This is a genomic window from Cytobacillus firmus DS1, assembly GCF_000565285.1.
GTDB lineage: Bacteria > Bacillota > Bacilli > Bacillales > Cytobacillaceae > Cytobacillus > Cytobacillus firmus_A.
The window spans coordinates 12188-38260 of record NZ_APVL01000010.1 but is presented as its reverse complement, the minus strand read 5'-3'; the positions used below and the strand labels follow the sequence as shown (position 1 = coordinate 38260).

General features: G+C 40.8%; 23 protein-coding genes and 1 riboswitch. Of the genes, 20 read left to right on the top strand and 3 right to left on the bottom strand.

Features of this window, described 5'->3' with window-relative positions:
• The first annotated feature begins 157 nt into the window (after positions 1-157).
• The 6 genes from PBF_RS14130 (at position 158) to PBF_RS14105 (ending at position 8033) form a co-directional block, all read left to right on the top strand.
• On the top strand, positions 158-1081 hold the full coding sequence (locus PBF_RS14130) for a hydroxymethylglutaryl-CoA lyase (RefSeq protein ID WP_035330486.1): 924 nt from the start codon (positions 158-160) through the stop codon (positions 1079-1081).
• A 33-nt stretch (positions 1082-1114) separates the two neighbouring features.
• Positions 1115-1915: an enoyl-CoA hydratase/isomerase family protein gene (locus PBF_RS14125; RefSeq protein ID WP_051488882.1), complete on the top strand. Its 801-nt coding sequence runs from the start codon at positions 1115-1117 to the stop codon at positions 1913-1915.
• A 38-nt stretch (positions 1916-1953) separates the two neighbouring features.
• Positions 1954-3126 carry an acyl-CoA dehydrogenase family protein gene (locus tag PBF_RS14120; RefSeq protein ID WP_035330485.1) on the top strand — a complete coding sequence of 391 codons (1173 nt, stop codon included), beginning with the start codon at positions 1954-1956 and terminating at the stop codon, positions 3124-3126.
• A gap of 63 nt (positions 3127-3189) precedes the next feature.
• Positions 3190-4404: a CaiB/BaiF CoA transferase family protein gene (locus tag PBF_RS14115; protein ID WP_035330484.1), complete on the top strand. Its 1215-nt coding sequence runs from the start codon at positions 3190-3192 to the stop codon at positions 4402-4404.
• A gap of 541 nt (positions 4405-4945) precedes the next feature.
• Positions 4946-5974: a VanW family protein gene (locus PBF_RS14110; protein WP_035330483.1), complete on the top strand. Its 1029-nt coding sequence runs from the start codon at positions 4946-4948 to the stop codon at positions 5972-5974.
• Positions 5975-6344: 370 nt separating this feature from the next.
• Positions 6345-8033: a methyl-accepting chemotaxis protein gene (locus PBF_RS14105; protein WP_035330482.1), complete on the top strand. Its 1689-nt coding sequence runs from the start codon at positions 6345-6347 to the stop codon at positions 8031-8033.
• A 32-nt stretch (positions 8034-8065) separates the two neighbouring features.
• Here the strand turns inward: PBF_RS14105 and PBF_RS14100 are convergent, their stop codons facing one another.
• Together PBF_RS14100 and PBF_RS14095 are read right to left on the bottom strand one after the other, a co-directional pair.
• On the bottom strand, positions 8066-9043 hold the full coding sequence (locus PBF_RS14100) for a TIGR03943 family putative permease subunit (protein WP_035330481.1): 978 nt from the start codon (positions 9041-9043) through the stop codon (positions 8066-8068).
• A gap of 10 nt (positions 9044-9053) precedes the next feature.
• Positions 9054-10046, bottom strand: a complete 993-nt coding sequence (locus PBF_RS14095; protein ID WP_035330480.1) for a permease — start codon at positions 10044-10046, stop codon at positions 9054-9056.
• Positions 10047-10343: 297 nt separating this feature from the next.
• Here PBF_RS14095 and PBF_RS14090 point away from each other — a divergent pair, with 297 nt between their 5' ends.
• The 4 genes from PBF_RS14090 (at position 10344) to PBF_RS14075 (ending at position 13524) form a co-directional block, all read left to right on the top strand.
• On the top strand, positions 10344-11546 hold the full coding sequence (locus PBF_RS14090; protein WP_035330479.1) for a GTP-binding protein: 1203 nt from the start codon (positions 10344-10346) through the stop codon (positions 11544-11546).
• Positions 11543-11692 (top strand): 50S ribosomal protein L33, encoded by a 150-nt coding sequence (rpmG, locus tag PBF_RS14085; protein WP_035330478.1) that lies wholly within the window; start codon positions 11543-11545, stop codon positions 11690-11692. The genes PBF_RS14090 and rpmG overlap by 4 nt, the downstream gene beginning before the upstream one ends.
• 622 nt (positions 11693-12314) lie before the next feature.
• Entirely contained in the window at positions 12315-13070 is a 756-nt protein-coding gene (locus PBF_RS14080; protein WP_035330477.1) for an SDR family oxidoreductase, read from the top strand.
• A 127-nt stretch (positions 13071-13197) separates the two neighbouring features.
• Positions 13198-13524, top strand: a complete 327-nt coding sequence (locus PBF_RS14075; RefSeq protein WP_035330476.1) for a hypothetical protein — start codon at positions 13198-13200, stop codon at positions 13522-13524.
• A 50-nt stretch (positions 13525-13574) separates the two neighbouring features.
• Here the strand turns inward: PBF_RS14075 and PBF_RS14070 are convergent, their stop codons facing one another.
• Positions 13575-13844, bottom strand: a complete 270-nt coding sequence (locus tag PBF_RS14070) for a phage holin family protein (RefSeq protein ID WP_035330475.1) — start codon at positions 13842-13844, stop codon at positions 13575-13577.
• A 343-nt stretch (positions 13845-14187) separates the two neighbouring features.
• Between PBF_RS14070 and PBF_RS14065 the strand changes: the two genes are divergently transcribed.
• From PBF_RS14065 to selB, 10 genes are all read left to right on the top strand, one after another.
• Complete coding sequence (locus PBF_RS14065; protein ID WP_009334826.1) at positions 14188-14388, top strand: cold-shock protein; 201 nt, start codon at positions 14188-14190, stop codon at positions 14386-14388.
• 116 nt (positions 14389-14504) lie between these two features.
• Positions 14505-15089, top strand: coding sequence for a DUF421 domain-containing protein (locus PBF_RS14060; protein WP_035330474.1), 585 nt, complete (start codon positions 14505-14507; stop codon positions 15087-15089).
• 158 nt (positions 15090-15247) lie between these two features.
• A riboswitch (SAM riboswitch) is annotated at positions 15248-15352 on the top strand.
• Positions 15353-15438: 86 nt separating this feature from the next.
• Positions 15439-16725 carry a Na+/H+ antiporter NhaC family protein gene (locus tag PBF_RS14055; RefSeq protein WP_035330473.1) on the top strand — a complete coding sequence of 429 codons (1287 nt, stop codon included), beginning with the start codon at positions 15439-15441 and terminating at the stop codon, positions 16723-16725.
• A gap of 173 nt (positions 16726-16898) precedes the next feature.
• A complete protein-coding gene (locus tag PBF_RS14050) occupies positions 16899-18044 on the top strand; it encodes an exonuclease SbcCD subunit D (protein WP_035330472.1) in 1146 nt (381 codons plus the stop codon).
• The gene (locus PBF_RS14045) at positions 18041-21175 is read left to right on the top strand and encodes an AAA family ATPase (protein WP_035330471.1); all 3135 of its coding nucleotides are present in this window, start codon (positions 18041-18043) and stop codon (positions 21173-21175) included. The genes PBF_RS14050 and PBF_RS14045 overlap by 4 nt, the downstream gene beginning before the upstream one ends.
• 65 nt (positions 21176-21240) lie before the next feature.
• Positions 21241-21918 carry a diphthine--ammonia ligase gene (locus PBF_RS14040; protein ID WP_035330470.1) on the top strand — a complete coding sequence of 226 codons (678 nt, stop codon included), beginning with the start codon at positions 21241-21243 and terminating at the stop codon, positions 21916-21918.
• A gap of 35 nt (positions 21919-21953) precedes the next feature.
• Positions 21954-22328, top strand: a complete 375-nt coding sequence (locus PBF_RS14035; protein ID WP_035330469.1) for an SET domain-containing protein — start codon at positions 21954-21956, stop codon at positions 22326-22328.
• A gap of 66 nt (positions 22329-22394) precedes the next feature.
• Positions 22395-23126, top strand: a complete 732-nt coding sequence (locus tag PBF_RS14030) for a TIGR02206 family membrane protein (RefSeq protein ID WP_051488881.1) — start codon at positions 22395-22397, stop codon at positions 23124-23126.
• Positions 23123-23926 (top strand): type II pantothenate kinase, encoded by an 804-nt coding sequence (gene coaW / locus PBF_RS14025; protein WP_035330467.1) that lies wholly within the window; start codon positions 23123-23125, stop codon positions 23924-23926. Before PBF_RS14030 ends, coaW begins: the two co-directional genes overlap by 4 nt.
• Before the next feature lie 77 nt (positions 23927-24003).
• Positions 24004-25881, top strand: coding sequence for a selenocysteine-specific translation elongation factor (selB, locus tag PBF_RS14020; RefSeq protein WP_035330466.1), 1878 nt, complete (start codon positions 24004-24006; stop codon positions 25879-25881).
• Positions 25882-26073 lie beyond the last annotated feature (192 nt).

The following is a 26073-nucleotide window of genomic DNA, read 5'->3' as shown; positions in this document are numbered from 1 at the left end:
ATTAGAGTCTAAGGACTCTTTTTTTTATTAAAGGTAGAAATAAAAAATCTTTTGAATATTCATAATAATAATTGAAATTGTAGATTGGATACAGTATCCTATTTATATAAAGCTAATATTTTTTCCATCTGTCTATTGGTATTGGGGGAATAATTCTATGAAGTTAATAAACGAAGTAATGATTTATGAAGTCGCTCTTCGGGATGGCCTTCAGCTTGAATCCATGATACTGACGCCAGAAGAGAAGCTTGATGTATTTAATTTATTGCATGTGGCAAAGGTTTCTGAGGTAGAGTTTGGTTCTTTTGTCCATCCCAAGTTAGTGCCGCAAATGGCGAACACGTCAGAGTTCTATTCTCAGATTCAGCAGCATGAGGCAAAGATGGAGCTTGTTGCCCTTGTTCCCAATTTAAAAGGGCTTGAAATTGCCAAAGAAAATGGAGTCAGGTCTGTTAATTATGTTTTGTCAGCAAGTAATACACACAATCGGCAAAATGTCCGCCAGTCAACAGATGAATCTCTGAATAGCTTTAAGGTTTTATCACAATTTGCATCTAAGTATGATATTGGATTAAATGTAACAGTCGCAACTTCATTCGGCTGTCCTTTTGAAGGAACAGTCCCTCAGAATCGCATCATGAAAATTGTAGATACCCTCCTTTTACATAACATCAAAAGAATTACACTAGCAGATACAACTGGCATGGCTAATCCAAAACAGGTATATGACCTAGCAAAAGCGGTTTCAGATGAATGGAGAAATTTTGAATTCGGCTGTCATTTTCATAATACAAGAGGGATGGGAATGGCAAATATACTCGCAGGTATGGAGGCGGGAATCAGAATTTATGATGCATCAATTGGAGGGATTGGAGGCTGTCCATTTGCTCCTGGCGCTACAGGTAATGTATGTACAGAAGATGTTGTTCACATGATGGAGGAAATGGGAGTGAGAACCGCCATTGACCTTGATACACTAATTGCTGCTTCTGAAAAATTAAAGAGTATACTTGGCCATGATTTGCCGGGGCAAGTAGCCAAAGCAGGAAAGAGCTCCAAAAGGTATCCGGTACCGAACTAAGACAACTATTATACATTTGAAGGGATGAGTAAGATGCTGGTGCAAACATATGAAACGATTAAACTCGAGAGTTCTGGCCAACAGAAAGGCATATTCTTATTAACTTTAAACCGGCCCGATTCAATGAATGCCTTGAATACAAAAATGGCAGTGGAATTAATTCAAGTGCTGGATGAATTAAAATATGACGAAAATGTAAGGGTACTCATTTTGACGGGATCTGGCACGAAAAGTTTTTGCGTTGGTGCTGATTTAAAAGAGCGAAATGGCATGTCACAAAAAGAATGGAAAAAACAGCATGACTATTTTGAACAAGTAACAGAGAAAATCCATGATTTTCCCTATCCGGTAGTTGGAGCAGTAAACGGATATGCATTAGGAGGCGGTATGGAAATTGCCCTAAGCTGTGATATTAGAACTGCTGCCCGGCATGCAGGAATGGGCCTTCCTGAATCTAAATTAGGCCTTATTCCGGGTATTGGGGGAACACAGCTCCTCCCTCGCATCATTCCTATAGGGATAGCTAAGGAATTGCTTTTCACAGGCAAACGGATTGGCGCAGAAGAAGGAAAGCAGCTTGGAATCATCAATCATATTTTCTCAAGCGAAACACTCATTGAAGAAACGGTTAAACTGGCCGAAACTATTGCTGCTAATGCGCCGCTTTCTTTAAAAGCATTAAAAAAAGCAGTAAATAAAGGAACAGAAACAGATTTAGCAACAGGGCTGGCATTTGAACTGGAGGCTTATTATAGATGTGCAAATTCCGAAGATCGTTTGGAAGGCATCTATGCATTTAATGAAAAGCGCCCACCCCATTGGAAAGGTAAGTAAATAAATTCTTAAATATAATTATTTTGGAGGGAACAGAAATGGCAAATAATACACAAACAATGGAAAACACGGAACATGAAATGATTCGGAAAAGTGTTCGCACTTTATGTGAGCGCTTTCCTGAAGAGTATTGGAGAGATACAGATGAGAGAGACGCCTACCCTACAGCATTTGTTAAAGCCTTGACTGACGAAGGCTGGCTGTCAGTGCTCATTCCTGAAGAATATGGCGGAGCTGGTCTTGGGATGAAAGAAGCAGGCATTATTTTAGAGGAGATAAATCGCTCAGGAGGCAATGCTGGAGCTTGCCATGCTCAAATGTATACAATGGGTGCATTGCTTCGGCACGGAAACGAGGAGCAAAAGCAAAGATTTCTTCCTAAAATCGCCAGTGGTGAATTAAGGCTTCAGGCATTTGGCATTACAGAACCAACAGCAGGCAGTGATACAACGAGCATCCAAACTTTTGCTGAGAGAAAGGGAGACAAATATATCGTTCATGGCCAAAAGATTTGGACTTCCCGGGCTGAGCATTCAGATTTAATGATGCTTCTGGCTAGAACGACTCCGAAAGACCAGGTGCAAAAGAAAACGGATGGACTAAGCCTATTTATTCTGGACATGAAGGAACAGGCAGATAAAATTGATATCCGGCCCATTGATACGATGATCAATCATGCTACAACTGAAGTCTTTTTCGAAGGAGCTGAAATTCCAGCTGAAAACCTGATTGGCGAAGAAGGCAAAGGCTTCCGCTATGTGCTTGGAGGAATGAATGCAGAACGCATTTTAATATCCTCAGAATCGATTGGAGATGGGATGTATTTTGTAGATAAATCGGTTCAATATGCAAATGAGCGTGTGGTTTTTAACAGGCCAATCGGGCAAAATCAGGGAGTGCAATTCCCAATTTCAAGGTCCTATATGGATATTCAGGCAGCGAAATTAATGCGTGATAAGGCAGCCGAGATGTTTGATGCAGGTATGGATTGCGGTGCAGAAGCAAACATGGCTAAATACCTTGCATCAGAAGCCACCTGGCGTGCAGCAAATGCAGCCATGGACACATATGGCGGATATGGTTTTGCTAAGGAATACAATATTGAACGTAAATTCAGGGAAGCCCGGTTGTTTATTGTGGCCCCTATTACCAACAATCTTGTTGTAAGCTATGTTGGCCAGCATGTCCTAGGATTGCCGCGTTCATTCTAAAACCAAAACCCGAGGGGCCATAGTATTATTTGGTCCTCTCTTTAAAAAGAAGGAGGAACAAGGATGTCAGGACCGTTATCAGGTATAACTGTTGTGGATATTACTACAAATATTTCAGGTCCCAGTTTAACAATGATTCTCGCGGACTTAGGTGCTGATATCATCAAAATTGAAAGGCCGGTTAATGGAGATGACTCAAGAGGCATGGGACCCTTTTGGAATGGGGAAGGCGTGTATTTCCTTCATATAAATCGTAATAAAAAGTCTGTGGTAATTGACCTCAAGCAGGATGCTGGCCGAAGAATTGTGTACGATCTTGTTGAGAAAGCTGATGTGTTTGTAGAGAACTTCCGTTACAAGAAAGCGGAAAAAATGGGACTTGGTTACGAAAAATTAAAAGAAATTAATCCTTCCCTTGTTTATTGTTCTTTATCGGCTTACGGACAGAACGGACCTTTGCGTGAAAGATCCGGGTACGATGCAATCGCCCAGGCAGATTCCGGCATTATTGGAATTAACGGGGCAGAAGGGTCAGAGATTGCAAGAGTTCCAGTTTCCGTACTGGATCAGGGAAGTGCAATGTGGGGAGCCATTGGCATTATTTCTGCCCTTTTTCATAAAGAAAAAACGGGAGAAGGCCAGCTGGTAACAACCTCTCTTTATGAAACAGGTGTTTTTTGGGTTGGCTACCATATGCTATCCTGGCTTGCTACAGGAAAGGAACCCCGAAAGAATGGTGCAGGCCATACTGCCTTTGCACCTTATGGGGCTTTTTATGCAAGCGATGCACCCGTCATGATTGGAATTTCCAATAATTCATTATTTAGCCGGTTATGCAAAGTGCTGGGCAAAGAGGAATGGGTTACAGACACTCGATATGAGACGAATCCTAAAAGAGTTGAAAATAGAGAGAATTTGAGAGTAGGCATTGAAAACATCCTACAATCAAAAACTGCTGATGAATGGGTAAAACTTTTGACAGAAGCAGGCGTCCCGAGCTCAAAGGTCAAAAAGATTTCAGAAGTTGCGGGGGATGAGCAGGTTAAAGCCATTAAGATGTGGGAGAGTGTGGAACATTCGAGCATCGAAGAATTTAAACTTCCGCGGCTTCCGTTTGAACTAAGCATATCTCCAGCAGAGATTAAACAAGCCCCTCCAAAACTGGGAGAAAATTCGAAGGAAATCTTAAAAAATCTTGGGTATTGTGAAGCGAAGATTGAGGGATTATTAAATGATAAAATCGTTCAAACACATGAAGATAAAGGAAAAATCCGGTAAATGAAAAGTTCTTTATAGAGAGTTTTCCATTACCTCCAAGTAAGTATTTGAGAGGTTTCTCCTAGCCAAAAATGCCTGGGAGTTAATTTATTTGCAACTTTATAGGAGCTTCGGTAATTCTTATAAGCTTTGATTGTTTATACAGTTGTTCCATATTTTTTATCGAATATCTCTAAAAGTGATCCATTAAGTATAAAGTGTCCTCTGCTCTTGTATTTAAAGGGGTATATAAATGGTGATTAAATTTAAACTGTAAAATAAATCTTCTCTTGGATGCTCCTTGTGAAAATATGGAATATAATCCTCCAATAAACATATGAATGTCGGAATAACCCGAGTTAGAATATACGACAATTAAACCGACAATATTAAGCTGATAACAACGTCTGCCTAAATGCAGGCGTTTTTGAATAGGTAAAAAGGTACAACTTAACTTGCAGAATGGCAGGAATACCTTACTTCGCCGGGGAATACAATTAGAAAATGGAAACAGCTTCCTAAATAGAAAAAGGAAGCTAATATTAAAAAAGCTGGGGGAAAAATGACTAAGCGAAAATGGGGAATAGCACTTTTGTTAATTGTCTGTTTCATAGGATTAGCCGGGTGTTCAGGAAAAGTTGCCGGCGATAATGAGCCGGAGAAAAAGGCTGCGGAAGAGAAGGCTAAAGAAGAAGAAAAGGCAAAAGAGGAGGCAAAGGCAGAGGAGCAGGCAAAAGAGGAAGAAAAGAAGGAAGAAATAAAGCCGGTTCTGGTTAATGTCATCGATCCTGATACAAAAGCAGTACTAAAGACCTTCAGCCCTGCTGAAATGGGATTTGGAGAGGATGATGAAAAATATAAAGCAGATCTTGCGCAATGGGCCAAAGAAATAGCGCGCGGAACGGATACAATGAAAGGCTACGACCAAAGGATGACCCTTGACAAAATTGGTCCCGATGGCAATATCATTAAAGGACAGCCCGAGATTATTCTTGAAGAAAGCGAATTAGTGGATAAGGTTTTTGCTGCTTCTGTAAACGGCGGGGATGTTGAGCTGCCGCTCTATGTTTCAGAAAGCGGTTATGATCCTGCAGATGTACCGCATTTAGGCGAAGTGATCGTCGCGTCTTATACAACCAATTTCAACAGCGGCGTGGCAGGCAGGACAAAAAACATTGAACTCTCAGCAGAAGCCATCAATAATATCATTCTTGGTGAGGGAGATCATTTTTCCTTTAATACAACAGTAGGACCCAGTGATGAAGCGCATGGATATCAGCCTGCAGAAGAAGCAATTAATGGCAAGCTCGTAATGGGCATTGGGGGAGGTATTTGCCAAACATCCTCCACTCTTTACAATGCTGTTGATAAAGTCGGAGTCAGTTATGTAGAAAAACACCACCATTCTGTAACGGTGGGATATGTCCCAAAGGGCAGGGACGCAACAGTTTCCTATGGAGGAAAAGATTTCAGATTTGAAAACACAACCGGCATCCCGCTTCTTGTAAAAGCAAACTTCGGAAATGGTGTCTTAACAATTGAAATCAGAACCGCAAAAAAATATGAGGGAATGCTTAAGAAAGCAGTATAACGACATTATGCACCAATACCAAGTTTCTTAGTTGAGGTGCATGAACTGGTTTTAATACACTTTATACAGCGCAGAAAAGTTTACCGAAAAATAAGCAAATAGCGGAGGGGTTTGTCCACACCTTTTCAGTCCCTTTTAATACAATAATATAGAAGATCTCCTCCCTAAGGATCTTTGGTCTGCATAGTTGCCGCTAATCTGCCAGCCGGATTAGCGGCATTTTCTTTGTTTTTTATACAAATAATTGCAAAAGGAGGAGAACTTTCTGTAATTATACGAGCTTATAGGTAAAAAGAACCTGACTTACCAGGTGTGTTCATGGTAAATTATAAGTGGAATATCCTATTTTTTCTGGAAATGAGGAAAAGTCATGAAATTATCTGTGGCAAAAAAACTGTTCCTCGGGTTTTTATCTGTCCTTTTATTATTTGGTCTTGTCTCCGGTTTATCGAATTTTGAACTCGGTAACGTTAACCGAAATTATCAGAGCTTACTAGATGAAAATATCTCTGAAGTGATGCTGGTAAAAACCCTGAAGACAGAGCTTATGAATGAAGCAGGGGGAATCCGCGGCTATCTCCTGACAGGCGACTCTACATATCTTAGTGACTATGAAAGTTCCCGCAAGAGAATGGAACATCATATCAATGAACTGAATAAATTAACCAGCAATAAAGAAGAAAAGGAATTGGCGAAAGAGCTGAAAGTGCTCCATGATCGCTACCAGAGCATTATTGATAAAGAAATTAAATTTAAGCTGGAAGAAAATAATGCCTACATGTCATTAGTTGAAACCTCTGATAAACAGGTCAGCCAGGAATTTAACAAAAAAGCGGATGAACTTGTAAAATTTTATGAAACCCAATTAGATGCCGGGATAAATGAAACAGTTTCCAGTGTAAAATCGGCTCAGGTCATTACTTTAATCATTACGATTGCTGCCATCCTGGCTGCGATGACGATCGCTTATTTTATAAGCAGAATGATATCCAGGCCAATTAATCTGGCTGCAGCAGCAATAGACAAAGTGGCAGGAGGAGATTTAAGTCAGACCTCTATTAAAGTAAAAAACCGGGATGAAATAGGAGCGTTTATTTTATCATTAAATAAGATGGTCCAGGACTTGAGGTCTGTAGTCACCCAGGTAAGAAGCACATCAGAACAAGTCGCATCAAGCAGTGAGCAGCTGGCTGCAAGTGCAGAAGAAAGTTCTTTGGCTTCAGAACAGGTAGCAGCTATTTCGCAGAAAAATGCCCTTGGCACGGAACAGCAGCTTCACCGTTTCAGAGAGGTATCTTCTTCAATGGAGGAGATTTCTTCCGGAATGCAGCAGATTTCTTTAAGCAGCGAGCTGATGCTTGAAGCAGCGGAAAAGGCAGATTTTTTAACTAAAAAAGGCACTAATTCAGTTGATAATGTTGTAAGGCAAATGAATGAAATAAATACTTCAGTAGGCAGCGCCGCTCAGCATATTTATACGCTCGAATCACGATCAAGAGAAATCAGCAATATCGTGGAATTGATCACGAATATTGCAGAACAGACAAATTTGCTTGCACTCAATGCAGCGATTGAAGCTGCAAGGGCAGGTGAGCATGGCAGAGGCTTTTCTGTTGTCGCTGACGAAGTCCGTAAATTGGCAGAGGGTTCCAAGCAATCTGCCATTCAAATTCAGCAAATGATAGGGCTTGTTCAGGAAGAAACAAAGTTTGCCGTTCTGGCAATGGAAAAAGGAAATGAACAGGTAAGGGATGGCCTCGAAGATACAATGGAAGCAAGTGCAGCTTTTGCTGAGATCGCCCATTCAATGGGTGATGTAACATACAAAGTTGAAGAAGTCTCATCCTCAGTGGAAGAACTGACTGCCTTAACCACCCAGATTATTGATGTCGTGTCAAGTGTGCAGGACATTTCAGAAAAAAACGCAGCAGCTTCACAGGAAACTTCAGCTGCAACAGAAGAGCAGCTCGCCACAATGGAAGAGGTATCATCATCAGCAGAGTCTCTTGCAAACCTTTCTGAAAAATTGCAGGACGTTGTGTCGAGATTTAAATTATAAAAGGGACTCTGCAGAGTCCCTTTTGAATTGTACTATAAGATTTTTATGGTTAATGGATACAGATATGGAATAAAAGGCTCCTCAATTTCTTTCCATTCTTTAATTTTAATCATCGGCATCTCTGTCCCATTATAGGCTGCCTTTTCTATGACTCCGCTAACTTTGACCCACATATTATCATAGAGTTCCGGAGCTTCCTCTATCTCTGATAGAAAGCCAATCATACTCGCATCTGCCACACAATGAGTAATTAAAAATCTCGAAATGACAAGCTGATTGGAATCCAGCCCATCTTCCTTATAAATAAATCCCTGAAATTCAATTTCCCTGCCAATGAATTTATCAATATCCTTACTGATTTCCTCATAATACAAGCTAAAAACTTTATCATCCATTTTAATAGCAGGAGCCGAATAAAGTTCCTTTTTTAATCGCTCAAACTCCTCATTGGATATTTCCTCTGCTTCTTCATTTACTGACAGGTCATGCTCGAGCTCCCCGGTTTCTGCAATCTCCTCTTCAAAAGAATAATCTTCAAGATCAAAGTCTGATTCATCAAAACTTTCCGAGGAGTTCACCTCTTGTTTTTGATTGCCAAGTATGGACAGCCCGCCTTTTTTTTCAGCAATTGAAGCATCCAGCGTCTTTGCAGGCAAGAAGAATCCCGTTAATAACGGAAATAATATAATGGAATAAGACAGCAGCTTTTTCACTGTAAACGGTGTATCACCATGATCATGATGATGATGAGAACAGGTATGATCATCTTGGTGGAAGCAGTCCTGACCGTGATGGTGTTTATGAACAACTTCGTCTCCTTTGGAAGTCCATATCCTGGTAATCTGAATGAAAAATAAAAATAAAAACAGTATGGAAGCGGATTGACTTAAGCGGACATATTTCGGATTAATATACTTGGTTATGTCTCCTGTATGATGAAGCTGAAAAATCAATCCGCAAAAAGCCAGCAGAATCAGCGCTCTCAAAGCCTGCTGAAAATGGATTTTCATAGCAATCCTCCTAAATGAAATTCTGTACAAAAAGCAGCGTGAAAAAGACAACCGAAGCAGTCAGCGCTAATATTCCAAGAACAAACTTCATCCTAAACACACTAAGCATCATGATTGTATTTTTAAAATCGATCATCGGCCCGAAGATCAAAAACCCCAGTACGGAAGACTTAGGAAATATGCTGCTGAATGAAGCACCAATAAATGCGTCGGCCTCGGAGCATAGTGACAAAACATAAGCAAAACCCATCATGATCAGCAAGGATACTACCGGATTATCTGCACTTTGCAAAAATGTTTTTGCCGGCATATAGACTTGTACAATGGAAGCTAATAAAGCACCAATAATTAAATATTTGGCCATGTCAAAAAATTCATCGATTGAAGGGGTCAGCATCGACCAAACCCTGTCAAGGAAGGAACGATTTTTTTCGCTGCTGTGGGGCAAGTGAATACTTTCCTTTAATTGCCCGGACTTAAAGATGATGCTCACGCTAAAGGCAACTATTATGGCAATTAGGAATCCCAGTCCCATTCGTAAGCCCGCCATTTCAAAATCGTTTCCAAAAGCCATGTATGTAGAAGCAATGACGATGGGATTAATCAGGGGACCAGTCAGCATAAAACCAATCGCTGCATATACTGGAACACCCTTAGACATAAGCCGCCGGATGATGGGGACAATACCGCATTCACACGCTGGAAAAAGGGCGCCTGCCACACAGCTCATGACAACAGCAGCCGTTCTATTTTTCGGAATCCACCTTTTTATATGGTCTTCTGTAATGAAAATTTGGATAAACCCTGCAATCAGCACACCTATCAGGACAAAAGGCAACGCTTCTATTAGGATGCTGATAAAGATAACATTCAGATTTAACAGAGAAGGGGGAATATCAAAAGATAAACCTAAGCCGGAGCTGAAAGATATGAAATATACCAGAATGGCTATCAAAATTATGCCCGTTATATCAATGATATGGCTGCGAAAAACTCGGTTCATAAGGATCCTCCTGTATTTAAAAATCGTAATGATTTCGTTTTATACTCTATATTAATTTTATGAAAATGTAAATGATATTATGAGCATTTTGAAAGGATAGGAGAATCGAAGGGTAAAAAAATATATAGTTTATCCTTGCAATCGAAAGAAAACTTAAATATGATTTAAATCGTAACAATTACGATTTATTAGAAACTCATCAATATTTTCGAGTCAACATTACACCTAATCAGATGAGGGGGTACTAACCTGCTGTAAATCGTAATGAATACTATTTATGTTAAAAGGAGAGAATTCATGACACAGAAGATACCCGTCACTGTACTGAGCGGCTATTTAGGTTCAGGAAAAACCACTCTGCTGAACCACATTTTAAATAATCACGGCAATAAGAAAATGGCAGTGATTGTAAATGATATGAGTGAAGTCAATATTGATGCATCAATGGTAAAAAAAGGGGGTTTTTCAAGGGCTGATGAAAAACTCGTAGAGCTTCAAAATGGCTGTATCTGCTGTACCCTGAGAGAAGACTTAATGATAGAAGTGGAAAGGCTGGTTAAAGAAGGGGGTATCGATAATATTCTGATTGAATCCTCAGGCATCTCAGAACCTATTCCGGTTGCCCAGACTTTTACTTATATGGATGAAAGTTTGGGAATTAATCTTTCAAGAAGGTGCACGCTCGACACCATGGTTACAGTTGTAGATGCTAATCGTTTTTGGCATGACTTTGCATCCGGTGAAACACTTTTGGACCGCAAACAGGGTACAGATGAAAGTGACGTCCGGGAAGTTGTTGACTTATTAATTGATCAGATTGAATTCGCAAATGTCGTGGTGCTGAACAAACTGGATCTGGTTGATTCAGAAAGTGCGGATGAACTTAAGGCAGTATTAGAAAAGTTAAATCCGGAGGCAAAAATAATTAAAGCTGTAAATTCAGAGGTTGAATTAAAAGAAATACTTAATACAGGTCTTTTTGACTTTGAAAAAGTAAGCCAGGGAGCAGGATGGATTAAGGAACTGAATGAGGAGCATACGCCGGAAACTGAAGAATATGGAATTTCATCATTTGTCTATAGAAGAAAAAGGCCTTTCCATCCAGAAAGATTTATGCGATGGCTTGAAGATTTTCCGGTAGATATTGTGAGAGCCAAAGGTTTTTATTGGCTGGCTTCCCGAAATGACATAGCCGGTCTCCTGTCTCAGGCCGGTCCATCTATAACACTGCAAGGGGCAGGGGAATGGATTGCAGCACTTCCAGAGATGGAGAGAAACGAAATCTTAAAAGAGGAACCAGAACTGCTTGATAGGTGGGATAAGGATTATGGAGACAGGATGACAGAGCTCGTGTTTATTGGCCTGGGTATGAAACAAGATCAGATCGCATCAAGTCTGGATGGCTGTTTACTAACCGATAAAGAAATGATTTCAGATTGGAGCAGGCTTTCTGACCGGATGCCAGCTTTTCATACTAATACGATGGAGGAAATAATATGAGAGTGAAAATTACTTTGGCATGCACTGAAACAGGGGAACGCAACTATATAACAACTAAAAATAAAAGAAATAATCCTGAAAGAATTGAATTAATGAAATACTCTCCAAAGCTAAAAAAGCACACCTTGCACAGGGAAACAAAATAACATAATCGTTCCCTTTAAAATCTGGATGAGCTCTGACATAAATTAAGGCTGTTTTCGTAAGGTTTGTTGCTTTTTGTATATTATTTACTGAGTTGATTGGAGCGGAAGGTGCGAGATCCTCGAAAATGCTATCGCATTTTCTTCGTGCGGTGTTTACTCAAGGAAGCTTATTCAAAGTCCTGCGGGAGTAGCGGGACAGGTGAGACCCTGCTTTCCGCGCACCGCCCGCCCCGCGGAAAGCGAGCAGCCCGGAGCGGAAATCAACGGCCAACATTAATAGGCAAAGAACAACTATTTATGCGAAAAGAGCCTAAATTAAAAAAGTATCTCAAAAATTTTGTTGCTTTTTCCTGGACTTGCAGATATGCTCAAACTAGGAGAAATACGGAAGGGGAATTGAAATTCTTTATGTGGCTGAACTTGTAATCATTTTAAATGAAAAGAACATCTACCTAATATGTTGAGGTGAGGTTTGTCTATTTAAAAAAATGATTGTAACAAGGAATGCTTGCTGTGGAATTTCAACCAATAAAAATGCAGATACCTTGTTGTGTATCTGCATTTTTATTGGAAGCTAATCTCCATGCTATTCCCGGCAGGCCCTAAATGGAGGGAACGCTGAATGATCCCAAAGCACAATAAAAACGCGATAGTTACAGGTGTCAGCAGCCATCAGGGTATCGGAGCAGCTATTTGCCGAAAATTAGCCAGCCAGAATTTTAATATATTTTTTACTTATTGGGATGCTGTACCCCATTGGGAAAAAGAATTCAGCAAGGAAATATCGGAAACTGGCGTTGTATGCAAAGGTCTCGAAATTGACTTATCTAATGTTCAATCCACTGAAAAGGTGCTGGAATTTGCTGCGCTTGAAGTTGGGGAACCGATGATACTTGTTAATAACGCAGCTCATTCAACAAGAGATGGATATCTGGAGTTTAATGCTAAAACACTGGATGCACACTATGCTGTTAATATGAGAGCCGTATTTCTTCTTTGCACAGAATTCGCCAAAAGATTTCCAGAATGGAAGTTGCCTTACGGAAGAATCATTAATATGACTTCCGGCCAAGAGCTTGGCCAAATGCCCGGTGAATTGGCTTATGCTTCTACTAAAGCTGCCATAACGGCATTTACCAGGTCGCTTTCAACAGAAATTGCTCATTTAGGAATAACAGTTAACGCGATTAACCCTGGACCCACCGACTCTGCATGGATGAATGAGGAGATAAGAAATCACCTTTTGCCCAGGTTTCCAGTGGGCAGAATTGGCCAGCCAGATGATGCAGCCAATCTGGCAGCATTCCTGGCAGGTAAAGATTCAAGGTGGATAACAGGACAGGTGATTCATTCCGAGGGAGGGTTCATACGCGGTTAACGCGAAAGCAAGTGAAATTTACTTAACAAATCTAAGCTATTTATATCATTTTCGATACAAAATACCCAAAAGGGTTTATTGATCTCCTCCAATGTGTATAAATAGAAGCTATAGAGGGGAGAGAACAATGTTAAATTTATTAAATGACCCTGATTTTATGCAAAAGTGTGAAACTGTTTCCCCGCTTGATATGGTTAAGTACTTAACAGGCGGCAATATTAGAGGATTGGAAAAAATAGCTTTGGGCGCTCTTGCAAACAGAAAACAGCTGCCGCCTAATGTTGTGAATGTCCTGATCGTTTATTTTTTCAGCACGTTTGCCAATAAAGTATATGACCGAAATGATCTTGCCAGGCTTTATGATTACTGGGCATCGAATCATGTCTACAGTTTTGGAAAAGCGCAGGAAATGACTGCCGAAGATATCGAAAAAGTACTGGCTGGCTTAAAATAATAGATTAAATAAAAAGTTCATCTCAATTGGATGAACTTTTTTGATATAACCTATTTCTTTATATTGCTGTATGCACCTTCTATAGTCTGCTTCATCATTTGATGTCCAAGCACCGCCACGCCTGCTGCAACGATTCCGTTAAGGAGCCCTTCAAAAGATAAACCAAATGAAAGGCTGCCTGCGAAAACCGAGATGATTACAAGAATCCATACGATGGACCAGTCAGGAACTTTGGGTGTCTGTTTCAATGCATACCCTATTACCCACAAAGCCGGGACCAGCATGTAATAATTCTGGTTTAAAAAATCCAGTAAATTCAATCCACTCACCTCCCGAATCTGTTTTCTACATTTTATGAATGCATCAAACACTTTGTTTGTCTGGTTGTCTCTAAATGGAAAATATACTACAAAAGATTTATATATTTTGGCAGTATCAGAAGGCGGAATAGTCAGAAAATTATCACTGTAAACGGGTGGTTTAGTTGACATTCCTTCCTATAAATGCTAAATTTGAATCAGCCGTTATGCATCGTGTTATATTTTGCTAGCTGCTTTTTCAACCGTTAGGAAATGGTCTGGATGAGTAATGAACGTAAAGTTATAAGCGTGTATATGGTGAATTTACACATGGCTTTTTCTAGCCAATAGGAGGATTTTTTTCATGAAAAACGGTAAAGTAAAATGGTTCAATGCTGAAAAAGGTTTCGGATTCATCGAAGGTGAAGACGGAAACGACGTATTCGTACATTACTCTGCTATCCAATCTGAAGGTTTCAAATCTTTAGAAGAAGGCCAAGAAGTTTCTTTCGAAGTTGTTGAAGGTGCACGCGGACCTCAAGCAGCTAACGTAACTAAACTATAATCGACAGACCCATACAAAAACAGCCTGGCCATATGGTCAGGCTGTTTTATTTTTCGCCGATTGTATATATGTACCTGCTATGCCACACCCTATGAGAAAAAGGGAGGTGGCTATAGATGAACTTTATATGGGATTCAGTCCTTTTAATATTTTCAGGGGTATTGCTTCTGCGTGTGGCCGGAAGAAAATCCATCTCGCAAATGACACTAGCCCAAACAGTTGTGATGATTTCAATAGGCACCATCATTATTCAGCCAATCGTTGAGACTAGTGTTTGGAAAACGATTGTGGCAGCAGCTATCTTAATTGGATCATTAATATTAATGGAATATCTTCAGGTTAAGTTTAATTTTGTTGAAAAATTTATCACGGGCAAATCTAAAATAGTGATTGAGGATGGAAAACTTAAAACAGCAAATATGAGGAAATTGCGCTTTACAGCTGATCAGCTGGAAATGAGGCTCAGAACCAGCGGAATCACAAAAATTTCAGATGTCAAAATGGCTACTCTTGAACCGAATGGACAGCTTGGGTATGAGTTAATGGATGATGCAAAGCCTTTAACTGTCGGTGAGTTTAAAAGGCTTATGGGAGAAATGATTTTGCAGTCGCCCGTTCAGCCTGCACCTCAGGCATCAGATGATATTTTTCAGGAGCTGAAAAAGGGGCATACCCCGCCAAATTCCAAAGATCTTCACTAATTTTTAGCCGCATTGCGGCTTTTTACTTCCGATCCCCCATTATTCCCGTTTAAAGTATTATTCAGATTCTAAATTCACAATAAAAAAGTGCTTGAAGTTTCGCGAGTTTCCTGTATAATTTTCAAACGTGAGTTATTTCAGAATAATTTCATATGAATCGCTTATCAAGAGAGACTGAGGGACTGGCCCGAAGATGTCTCGGCAGCGGGCTCTATAGAGCGCTGTGCCAAATCCAGCAAGCATAGGTGCTTGGCAGATAAGAAGAGAACGATTGATTTGTTAGGATCTCTTCTTGCTTGAAGAGGTCTTTTTATTTTGCTGGGAAATCTATTAGGAGAGGAGATTTTTAATGAAGAACAAAGGCAATCCCTGGGCATTATTGCCGCTTATGGCTTTTCTTCTAATTTTTATTGGAAGCGGCATAGCGACAGGAGATTTCAATAGCATTCCAATCATTGTCATTGTATCCGCTACAGCCGGAATAGCACTGGCAATGAACAGAAAAAAGCCGTTCATGGAAAAAGTGGAGATATTCACGAAAGGAGCAGGACATCCTGATATTATTTTAATGGCCATCATTTTTATCCTGGCAGGGGCCTTTTCTGGAACGGCTAAAGGTATGGGTGCGGTTGATTCGACCGTGAATCTTGCACTCTCATTCATCCCTCAGAATCTGCTGATGGTCGGGATTTTTATCATTGCCTGCTTTATTTCACTATCGATGGGAACCTCCATGGGGACCGTTGTTGCACTCGCTCCAATTGGTATAGCTCTTTCTGCAGAGACAGATATATCTGTAGCATTGGCCATGGCAGCAATAATAGGCGGTGCCATGTTTGGGGATAATCTTTCCGTTATTTCTGATACGACCATTGCAGCGGTCAGGACACAAGGAACGAGAATGACCGATAAATTCCGTGTGAATTTCTTAATCGTCCTGCCTGCAGCATTGCTTACAGCTTTAATTCTTGGAATTCTAACAGCAGGTCAGGAAAGCACTGTAACCAGCGGAGATTACAGCTTTTTGAAAGTAGTTCCCTATCTGGGAGTATTGGCTGCAGCTTTATTTGGCGTGAATGTTATTCTGGTGCTTAGCGGGGGCATCCTTCTTGCAGGCCTGATTGGAATTGCTGACGGCAGCTATACGTTTGTTTCATTCCTGCAAATGATTGCTGAGGGAATGGCTGGCATGCAGACCCTTGCGCTCATTGCCATCCTCATTGGGGGATTGGTTGAGATCATCCGATTTAATGGCGGAATCGATTACTTGCTTCACCTGGCTACAAGCAAAATAAAATCCCGCAGGGGAGCTGAATTTGGTATTGCGTCACTTGTCTCCCTGACAAATTTATCTACAGCCAATAACACAATTGCCATCATTATTGCAGGGCCGCTTGCAAAAAAAATGGCAGATCAATATGAGATTGATCCGCGTAAATCAGCAAGTATTCTTGATATATTTGCCTGTTTTGTTCAGGGTACTATCCCATATGGGGCACAGATGCTGGCTGCTTCCGGACTAGCTGCCATTTCTCCGGTCAGCATCATGGCCTATTCCATTTATCCAATACTAATTGGCATTTGCGGTATTATTGCCATTTTGATCAACTTCCCAAAGCTAAAAAACAATAGATGAAAGAGCCTATATTGGCTCTTTTTCTTTTGAACAATGCTATGTTTTGGAAAAAATCCCTGATATAATTAGAACGAATGTTCTGTTAAATTTCGCTGAGCCTCTGGCGTTTTTTGATTTGGTATAATGGTAACATTGCAGAAAGAATCTCAGGCAAGGAAAAGAGGGTGTAAGATATGAAATTTATCCATACAGCTGATTGGCATTTGGGCAAGCTGGTCCATGGTGTATATATGACCGGAGATCAGCGTCATTTTTTGAATCAATTTATTGATGTGGTAGAGGAAGAAAAGCCGGACGCAGTCGTCATTGCAGGAGACTTATATGACCGGTCCGTACCTCCGACTGATGCTGTAGAATTGCTGAATGAAATTCTTTTTAAAATAAATGTAGAGCTTAATACACCTGTGGTTGCCATAGGAGGAAACCATGACAGTGCAGAGAGGCTGTCATTTGGGAGCTCCTGGTATAAACAAAGCAAGTTTTACCTGTCTGGAAAACTGGCAAATGATTTTAAGCCCATACATATTAATGGTGTGAACTTTTATCTGGTTCCATATGCTGAACCTGGACTGGTCAGGCATTTGCTTGATGATGACCGGGTACATTCCCACGATGATGCAATGAAGGCAATTGTGAGCAGAATTGAAAAGCATCTGAACCCAAACGAGCCGAACGTTCTTGTCGGACATGCTTTTGTCCTGGGCGGTGCTACCAGTGATTCGGAGAGGACACTTTCAGTCGGCGGATCAGGCTGTGTCCATTCAAGCTGCTTTGATCCTTTCTCTTATACAGCACTCGGGCATTTGCATAGCCCTGATGCCATAAAGCATGACAAGATCCGGTATTCTGGCTCCCTATTAAAATATTCTTTTTCAGAAGCCAAACAGGAAAAATCGATTACTATAATAGAAATGATGGAAAATGGCGAATTTGATTTGCGTACCCGTTCACTGAAGCCCCAAAAAGACTTGAGAGAAATCGAAGGTCATCTGGATGAATTGATGGATCCAGCCTTCTATGAAAAACAGAATCTTGATGACTATCTGAAGATCACCCTTTTTGATGAAGGCGCATTGCTTGATCCAATTAATAAGCTGAGACAGGTCTACCCCAATGTTCTTCACCTGGAAAGAAGAATAGCTGTTACAGATATGAAGAAAAAAAGCTCCTTCCTATCGATGAAGGAAGAGAAAAAGTCGGAGCTTGACCTGTTTAAACAATTCTATGAACAAATGACCACTTCTGAATTTACAGAAAATAAACAGCAGGTAATGACTGATGTGATCGAAAAAGTGCTTAGGGAGGAGGCCTTGAAATGAAGCCATTAAAATTAACGATGCAGGCGTTCGGCCCCTATGCAGATAGTGAAACCATTGATTTCACCGAACTCGGAAATCGGACCATGTTTGTCATTTCCGGAAAGACGGGTTCAGGCAAAACCACAATTTTTGATGGCATCAGCTATGCCATTTATGGAAAAGCAAGCGGAGAGGATCGGAATGGCCCCGAACTTCGGAGCCAGTTTGCCAAAAATAATACACTAACCGAGGTTTCTCTCGAATTCATTTTAAGAAATAGAAGGTATCATATTACTAGATCTCCTCAGCAGGAAAAGAAAAAAGAGCGGGGCGATGGCACAACAACAGTGAGTGCAAAAGCAGAATTGTATATATATGATGAAAATGGAGAGCAAAAGCTCCTGGCTTCAAATGTCAGGGATGTTGATGAAAAGATAAAAGAAATTATGATCATTGACAGCAATCAGTTCAGGCAAATTCTGATGATTCCCCAGGGAGAGTTCCGAAAGCTCCTGACTTCTGAAAGCAAGGATAAGGAAATCATACTTCAGCGGTTATTCCATACTCAAATATACAAGCGAATCGAAGAAAAATTGAAAGAAGATGCAACTGAATTAAAAAGAACGGTAGAAGAACAGATTAAATCGAGAGATCAGTATTTTAATCTTGTGCAGGCTGTGTACAGCGAGGAGCTGAAATCTTACCTCGAAGCAGGAAGTGTTAATGACACCCTCCTCTTGCCGCTTCTGGCTGAGGAAATTAAGGAGATGGCAGAAGGTCTTGACGAGCTGACAGAAGCAGGCAGGAAAAAGAAGGAACAGAGAGATCATCTTCAGCAAAAGCTCTATGAAGCTGAAACGGTGCTTAAACAGCTGAAGATGAAAGAAGAGATAAAGCAACGGAAAGAAGAGCTGGAAGAGCTGAAGGACCAATATACTGCCAAAGAGAATGCCATTGCTCTTGCACAGAAAGCAGCCCTGCTTAGTCAGCAGGAGCAGCTCTGTCATGAACTGAAGAAAGATCTGGATGCAGCACATGCCGATCTTGAGGAACTTCAGAAAAAAATAGGCACTCTTGAATCTCTGCTACAAGAAAAGCAAGATAAATGGGAGTTTGAAAAAAACCGCGAGGAAGAAAGAAAACAAGCTGCAGAACAGGTTAATCACTTGCAAGGCATGAAAGAGGATATTCTCTCTTATGCAAAAGTGGAAAAGCTTGTCCGTTCTCTTGAAAAAAATCTTGAGAACCTCCGGCTTCAAAAAAGACAGAAAGATGAAGCCCTTCAAAAAGCTGATCTGCAAATAAAAACACTTGCTGCAGAAAAGCAGGAAATTGAAAATAGCAGGCTCGCACAGATTGAGAATGAACGAAACCTGGAGAAACTGACAGACGAAATAGATCGGCTTCATAGATATGAAGAGCTTCATAAAGAGCATCACTTATCAGTCAATGCTTTCAGCAATAAAAAAAGTTATTTTGAGCAGACTTCATCCAGGCTGACTGACGCCAAACTGCTTGTAGAGGAACTGGAGGGCAAATGGCTTCATGGACAGGCATCAATCTTGGCTGACAGGCTCAAAAACGGAGAGGCATGTCCAGTCTGCGGCTCAGGCCACCATCCAAAACCGGCTGTCTCACCTCAAGATATTCCTGATGAAAAGGATTTGAAGGAAGCAAAAAAACAGGCAGCTGAAATGGAAACAGAGAAAGCAAAAGCAGAGTCCGCATTTTATGAAGCGCGATCCCGTATGTATTCCAGCGAAAGTGGATTGGCGGAACTTGCAGCTCAAATACAAAAACACCGTCCTGATTTTAAACATGAAAGTTTGCTTGTGCTGAAAAATACACTTGCCGATCAAAAAAAGGATTTGCTGACACTTAATGCAGAACTGAAGATGAAATCTTCACGACTTGAAAACTGCACTGCTGAGTTAGAAAATTCACAGGAAATGAAAGAATCTCTGGCTGCAGAAATTGACCTCCTGCAAGGCCAAATAAATGACGCTGCCATTATGCATGCTGAAAAGAGAAGCAACTTAGCTAGGATGACGGACACAATTCCTGAAAACCTGCGGTCTATAGAAGCTTTCGAGTCAAGTTTGGAAACTGCGGCTGAAAAACTTGAAATTATGCTAAGGCAGCTGGAAACTGCGCAGCAAAATTATCAAGATGCAAAGTCGGTTCATATGGCAGAACAGGCAAAACTTGAGACACTTCAAAAGCAGGCTGTTAAAATCGAGCAAAAGCTTGCAGCCGAAAGGCAGAATTTTGTACAGCGCATGAAGGATCAGGGTTTTGAAGTCTACGGTGAATACCGGGATGCCAAAAAATCAGAAGATCAAATCAGACAGCTTGAAGGTGAAGTAAGGGAATATCGGGAAGAAGTCCGTTCTGTTCATGATCGATACGCTGAGCTGCTGCAGCTCTTGGAAGGGATTGAAAAACCTGACCTGGGAAGCTTGCAGCATTTATTGCAAGAAACAGATGGTCAATTGAAACAGCTGCAGGATCAATATACAAATCTGTTTATGAAGAAAAAGCAAAATGAAGAGACTATGCAAAAAATCAAAGAGATAAATGAACATATGAAGGCCCTTGAGGAAAGGTATAAAGTAATCGGGCACTTATATGAAATTTCAAAAGGACAGAATACTTACCGGATTACTTTTGAACGGTTTGTTCTGGCGGCATTTTTAGATGATATACTGAGGGAAGCCAACGGACGTTTATCGAAGATGACCAGCGGGAGATATACGCTGCTTCGAAAAACAGACCGTTCAAAGGGCAACGCACAAAGCGGCCTGGAATTGCTAGTGTTCGATCAATACACTGGACAGGAAAGGCATGTTAAAACTTTATCCGGCGGAGAAAGCTTTAAAGCCGCGCTCGCACTTGCCCTTGGTCTGGCGGACGTGGTTCAGCAATACGCAGGAGGGGTATCCCTTGAGACGATGTTTATTGATGAAGGATTTGGGACACTTGATCCCGAATCATTAGATCAGGCAATAGAAGCATTGATCGAAATCCAAAGCAGCGGAAGGCTTGTAGGCATCATCTCTCATGTTCCTGAGCTGAAGGAAAGAATTGATGTGCGTCTGGAAGTAACTGCAAGCCAGACAGGCAGCCGCACACAGTTTCAATTTTTAAATTAGGATTCAGAGGAAAAAGGATAGACCTTCTATCCTTTTTCCCATACTATTAAAGTTGGTGATGACTGTTGAGGAAGAAAGTCGTTTTATCATGGAGCGGCGGCAAAGACAGCTGTCTGGCTCTGGATGTGCTGGTAAAACAGGGGTACGAGGTTTCGTGCCTTCTGACAACGGTTCCGCAGGAAATGGGCAGAACCTTTGGGCATGGGGAAAAAAAGGAATTAATCCAGCTTCAGGCTAAAAGCTTATCCATTCCTGCAGAGTTTATTTATTGTACCTATGAAGATTACACGGAACGTTTTGTGAGTGATTTAAGAAAAATAAAAGATCAATATGGGATTACAGGCATTGCATATGGGGATCTATACTTGGATGGACACCGTGAATGGGGAGAAAAAACAGCAGCTGAAGCAGGATTGGATGCGGTATACCCTCTATGGATGGAGGAGAAAGATAGTCTTAAGGCTTTAAAGGTTTTTGTGGAATCAGGCTATAAAGCCAAAGTCATACGGGTTCGGGAAGATGTATTAGACAATTCCTGGCTGGGCATAGAACTTAATTATGACTTTGTAAGCAAAATTGAAAATGAGCCAGTTTGTCCGATGGGTGAATCAGGTGAATATCATACATTTGTGTATGACGGTCCGTTATTTTCTAATAGGATACAGCTGAACTCTCCTGAAGTGATTCAGCTTGAGACCACAAAGAAATTGGAATTTGGTGAGTTTAATCTCGCTGAAAAATAAAAAAACGTCATTGACGGGAATGTGCAGGTATTGAAATGATCGAAATTAAGACATCAGCAGTAAGCGATGGCGAACATAACAGAGGAGTCTTTGCTACTCGTGATATCAAGAAGGGTGAACTGATTCATGAGGCACCGGTTCTCCCTTATCCAAACAATGAGCATCAGCATATTGAAAAAACGGCTCTGGCAGACTATGCATTTGAATACGGGAAAAATCACAGTGCCCTTTTATTAGGCTATGGAATGCTTTTTAATCATTCCTACCAGCCAAATGCAGTATATGATATTAACTTTGACAACCATACGTTTGATTTTTTCGCCTATAAAGATATTAAAGCAGGTGAAGAGGTTTTGATAAATTATAATGGGGAAGCTGAAAATGATGATCCCCTTTGGTTTAATAAATAATACAATCGGAGTCTAGTTCTTTCCTTGCCTGGAGAGCTGTCTCCAGTGCAGGAGGGAGATGGTAGTTTGCCGGGAGTATTTTCTCAAGATTATAGCGCTTTCCCTTTTGTGTTTTTTTCTGCATCTCATATTGTCATGATTGTGTTATTTGCAGCAGTATCCGCGCTTTTATTCATATTCAGAAAAGGGCTGTATCGGCACGATAGAAAATTTAGGCTTTATATGTTTCTCCTGCTTTTTATATTGGAACTGCTTTATCATCTTTGGCTTTATCATGGGGGAAAATGGGATATCTCCTTCACTCTGCCGCTTCAGCTTTGCTCCATAAGCTTAATTCTTTGCTTGTTATTATTGGCATCGAAATCTAAGGCTGTCTTCCAGATTGTCTACTACATAGGCGTCACGGGGGCCATAATGGCCATTCTGACTCCTGAGCTGTTTTTAGGCTTTCCCCATTTTCGGTATTTTCAATTTTTTATTACTCATAATCTAATTGTTTGGACTTGCCTTTATTTCGTGTTTGTTCATCAATTCAGGCCAACAGGAAAGGGTCTGTTCCAATCTTTTATCTTCCTGAATCTCTGCGCAGCTGCGGCATTTTTTGCAAACAAGCTAACAGGCGGGAACTATATGTTCCTGTCCCGTAAGCCTGAGAATAATTCATTATTAGATTACTTCGGACCTTATCCTTATTACATCATAACACTGGAAATAGCTGCATTATTCCTGTTTTCATTACTGCTGCTTCCATTCAAAATGATTGGCAAAAATAAAGCTGGAAAGGCGGAATCTGCATGAAATCTGCAAAAATAGGTATTGATGCTGGGGGTTCTCTGCTGAAGATGGCATTTGAAGAACAAGATCAAATACATTACAAAAGGTATCCATTTGATGAGCTTCAAAGTTCTATGAATTGGCTGAAGATGACTGCGGCTGATGCGCCAATTGTATTGACAGGCGGAAAGTCTGAATACCTTAAAAAAGAGTTTTTTCAAAATGCCCTGATTGTTCCTGAATTTGAGTCTTCCGGTATAGGTGCATCCTATTTGCTGAAACAAGAAGGATTATCCTATGGGAATTTTCTCTTAATTAATATAGGCACAGGGACATCGATTTGCCTTAACAGCGGCGGGAAAATCTCAAGGGTTTCGGGAAGCGGCATCGGCGGGGGCACATTGATGGGATTGGGAAGATTGCTGACTGGTGAAAAGGATTTTTCCAGCCTCGTTTCGCTGGCTGGCAGCGGAAAAGCAGAGAATGCAGATATAATGGTCAAGGATATTTATTCACCATCCGATCCGCCAATAGATGGTAGCCTGACTGCCAGTAATTTTGGGAAAATAAATGATGATCAGGTAAGCAGGGAAGACAAAGCTGCCAGTTTAACTAACATGATCGCGGAAACGATTGTACTCCTAAGTACTCAGGCAGCAGTTCGTCATCAAATTGACGATATAATTTATATAGGAAGCACGCTTCTGCATAATGCCCCGTTAAAGCATCTTTTACAGAAGTATACCGCCATGATTGGCAAAAACCCTGTCTTTATTCAAAACGGGGCTTATTGTGGAGCATTAGGTGCGCTGCTGTCCTTATAAAAAACCAGATGATTGAAAGATTCTTTTTTTCGGGATACAGTTGAAAAAGAACGCAAAAGAAGCAGGTGGCAGATTTGATGAAAAGATACTTTACAATCGGTATGGCCGGCCATATCGATCATGGAAAAACTACATTGACAAAAGCATTAACAAATGTGGATACAGATAGGCTTAAAGAAGAAAAAGAACGACAGATATCCATAGAACTGGGATTTGCACCTTTACATGAAGATGAGGAAATTCAAATATCAGTGGTAGACGTACCAGGTCATGAACGCTTTATCAGGCAGATGATTGCCGGAGTTGCCGGGATAGACTTAGTCATCCTGGCTGTGGCAGCAGATGAAGGAGTAATGCCGCAAACAAGAGAGCATCTGGAAATTCTCGATTTTCTGGGGATCCGAAATGGCATTGTCGCTATTACAAAAATTGATCGTGTCGACGAAGAGTTCACCGATCTTGTAAAAGAAGAAATTCTTGAGGAACTGAAAGGAACTGTTTTTGAAAATGTTCCATTTATTTTAACAGATAGCCTGTCAGGCAAAGGGATTGAAGAGTTAAAGCAGTTGATTATCCACACGCTGAAAGAACAGGATACACGGGATGCAAAAGGTGCTTTCCGTCTGCCCATTGATCAGGTATTCACAGTGAAAGGGCAGGGAACTGTAGTCAGAGGGACTGTTTATGAAGGAAAAGTCGAAGAAGGGCAGCTTCTGAAAATCATGCCTAATGGCATCGAGACCAGGGCACGCCAGCTGCAGGTCCATCATCAGTCTGCAAAAACGGCATTTGCAGGGCAAAGGGCAGCCATTAACCTTTCAGGTGTTTCGAAGGAGGATATAGGGCGGGGCGAGGTCCTTGTATCGTCTGAGCATTTCAGCGTTACGAATACCATTGATGTAGCTGTTAGAATGGTTGGAGATTTAGAACATATCGTGAAGCAGAGAATGCCGATTAAATGCCATATCGGTACAGCTGAGGTTATGGGCAAAATCGTCTTTTTTGACCGAAATGAATTATCCAATTCAGAAGGAGATATTCTCTGCCAGCTGCGTTTAGAAGAAGATGTGGTCGCCAAAAGGGGAGACCGGTTCATTTTAAGACGGCCTAGTCCCCAGGAGACCATCGGAGGAGGCTGGGTGATAGATCCCAACGGGGAAAAATACCGGTTTGGGCAAAAAACCATTGAGAATTTAAGCAGGAAAAAAGAAGGGACACCGAAAGATCGCATAAAAGCGGCGTTGTCCGAAGATAAGATCCTTTCGCTTTCAGAGATTACAGCAAAGACTTCACTGGATGAATGCTCAGTTAAAGAAATACTTGAAGAAAAAGATTTCCTGAGCATCAGCAGCAAGGAATTCACTATAGTAGCCATCCAAGAGGCAATAGAGGAAGAAATAGCTGACCGCCTGAATGAGTTCCATCTGGAAAATCCAATGAAGCAAGGGGTCAATAAAGCAGAATTGCTACAGGCACTCCAGAATAAATATCCTAAAATGCTGGTTGAATTTGTCTTAAATTCAGGTATTGAAAAAAATGCATTCCAGCGAAAAGGACAGTTTTTGCAGAATAAAGGTTTTCATCCTCATGTACCGAAAAACTGGCAAAAACGTACGGACAATCTTCTTGCTGAATTAAAAAAAGATGGCTATGGAGTAAAGCCATTTGATGAATATTATGCTTCTGCAGGGATTCCTGAGAATCTCAAAGGCGATCTAAAACGATATTTAGAAGACCAGGAAATCGTCATACCGCTGGATGCACAAAACTATTGGCATGGTGATCATTTTAGAGAAGCGGTAGAAGAACTGAAAAAGAGCACAGATGCTGAATTTGAAGTGGGATATGCAAAGGAAGTATTAGGTCTTTCCAGAAAATATATGATTCCTTTTCTTGAAAAGCTTGATTCTTTGGGTATTACACGGAGAGCAGAAAATAAGAGAATATGGATGTAATTCATAAAAAGAGCACTCGGATTAATCCCCTGGTGCTTTTTTACTGTGACAATATCTATGGAAATTATCTAAATGCTAGGTAATTGCCGGCTCGGTTTAATGGTAATCCCATACATTAGTAGGGACTTAACTATAATGAGGTGAACGATGTGAAAGGAAGGAGAAAAAAAGGGGAAATTGTTTGCCGGATAC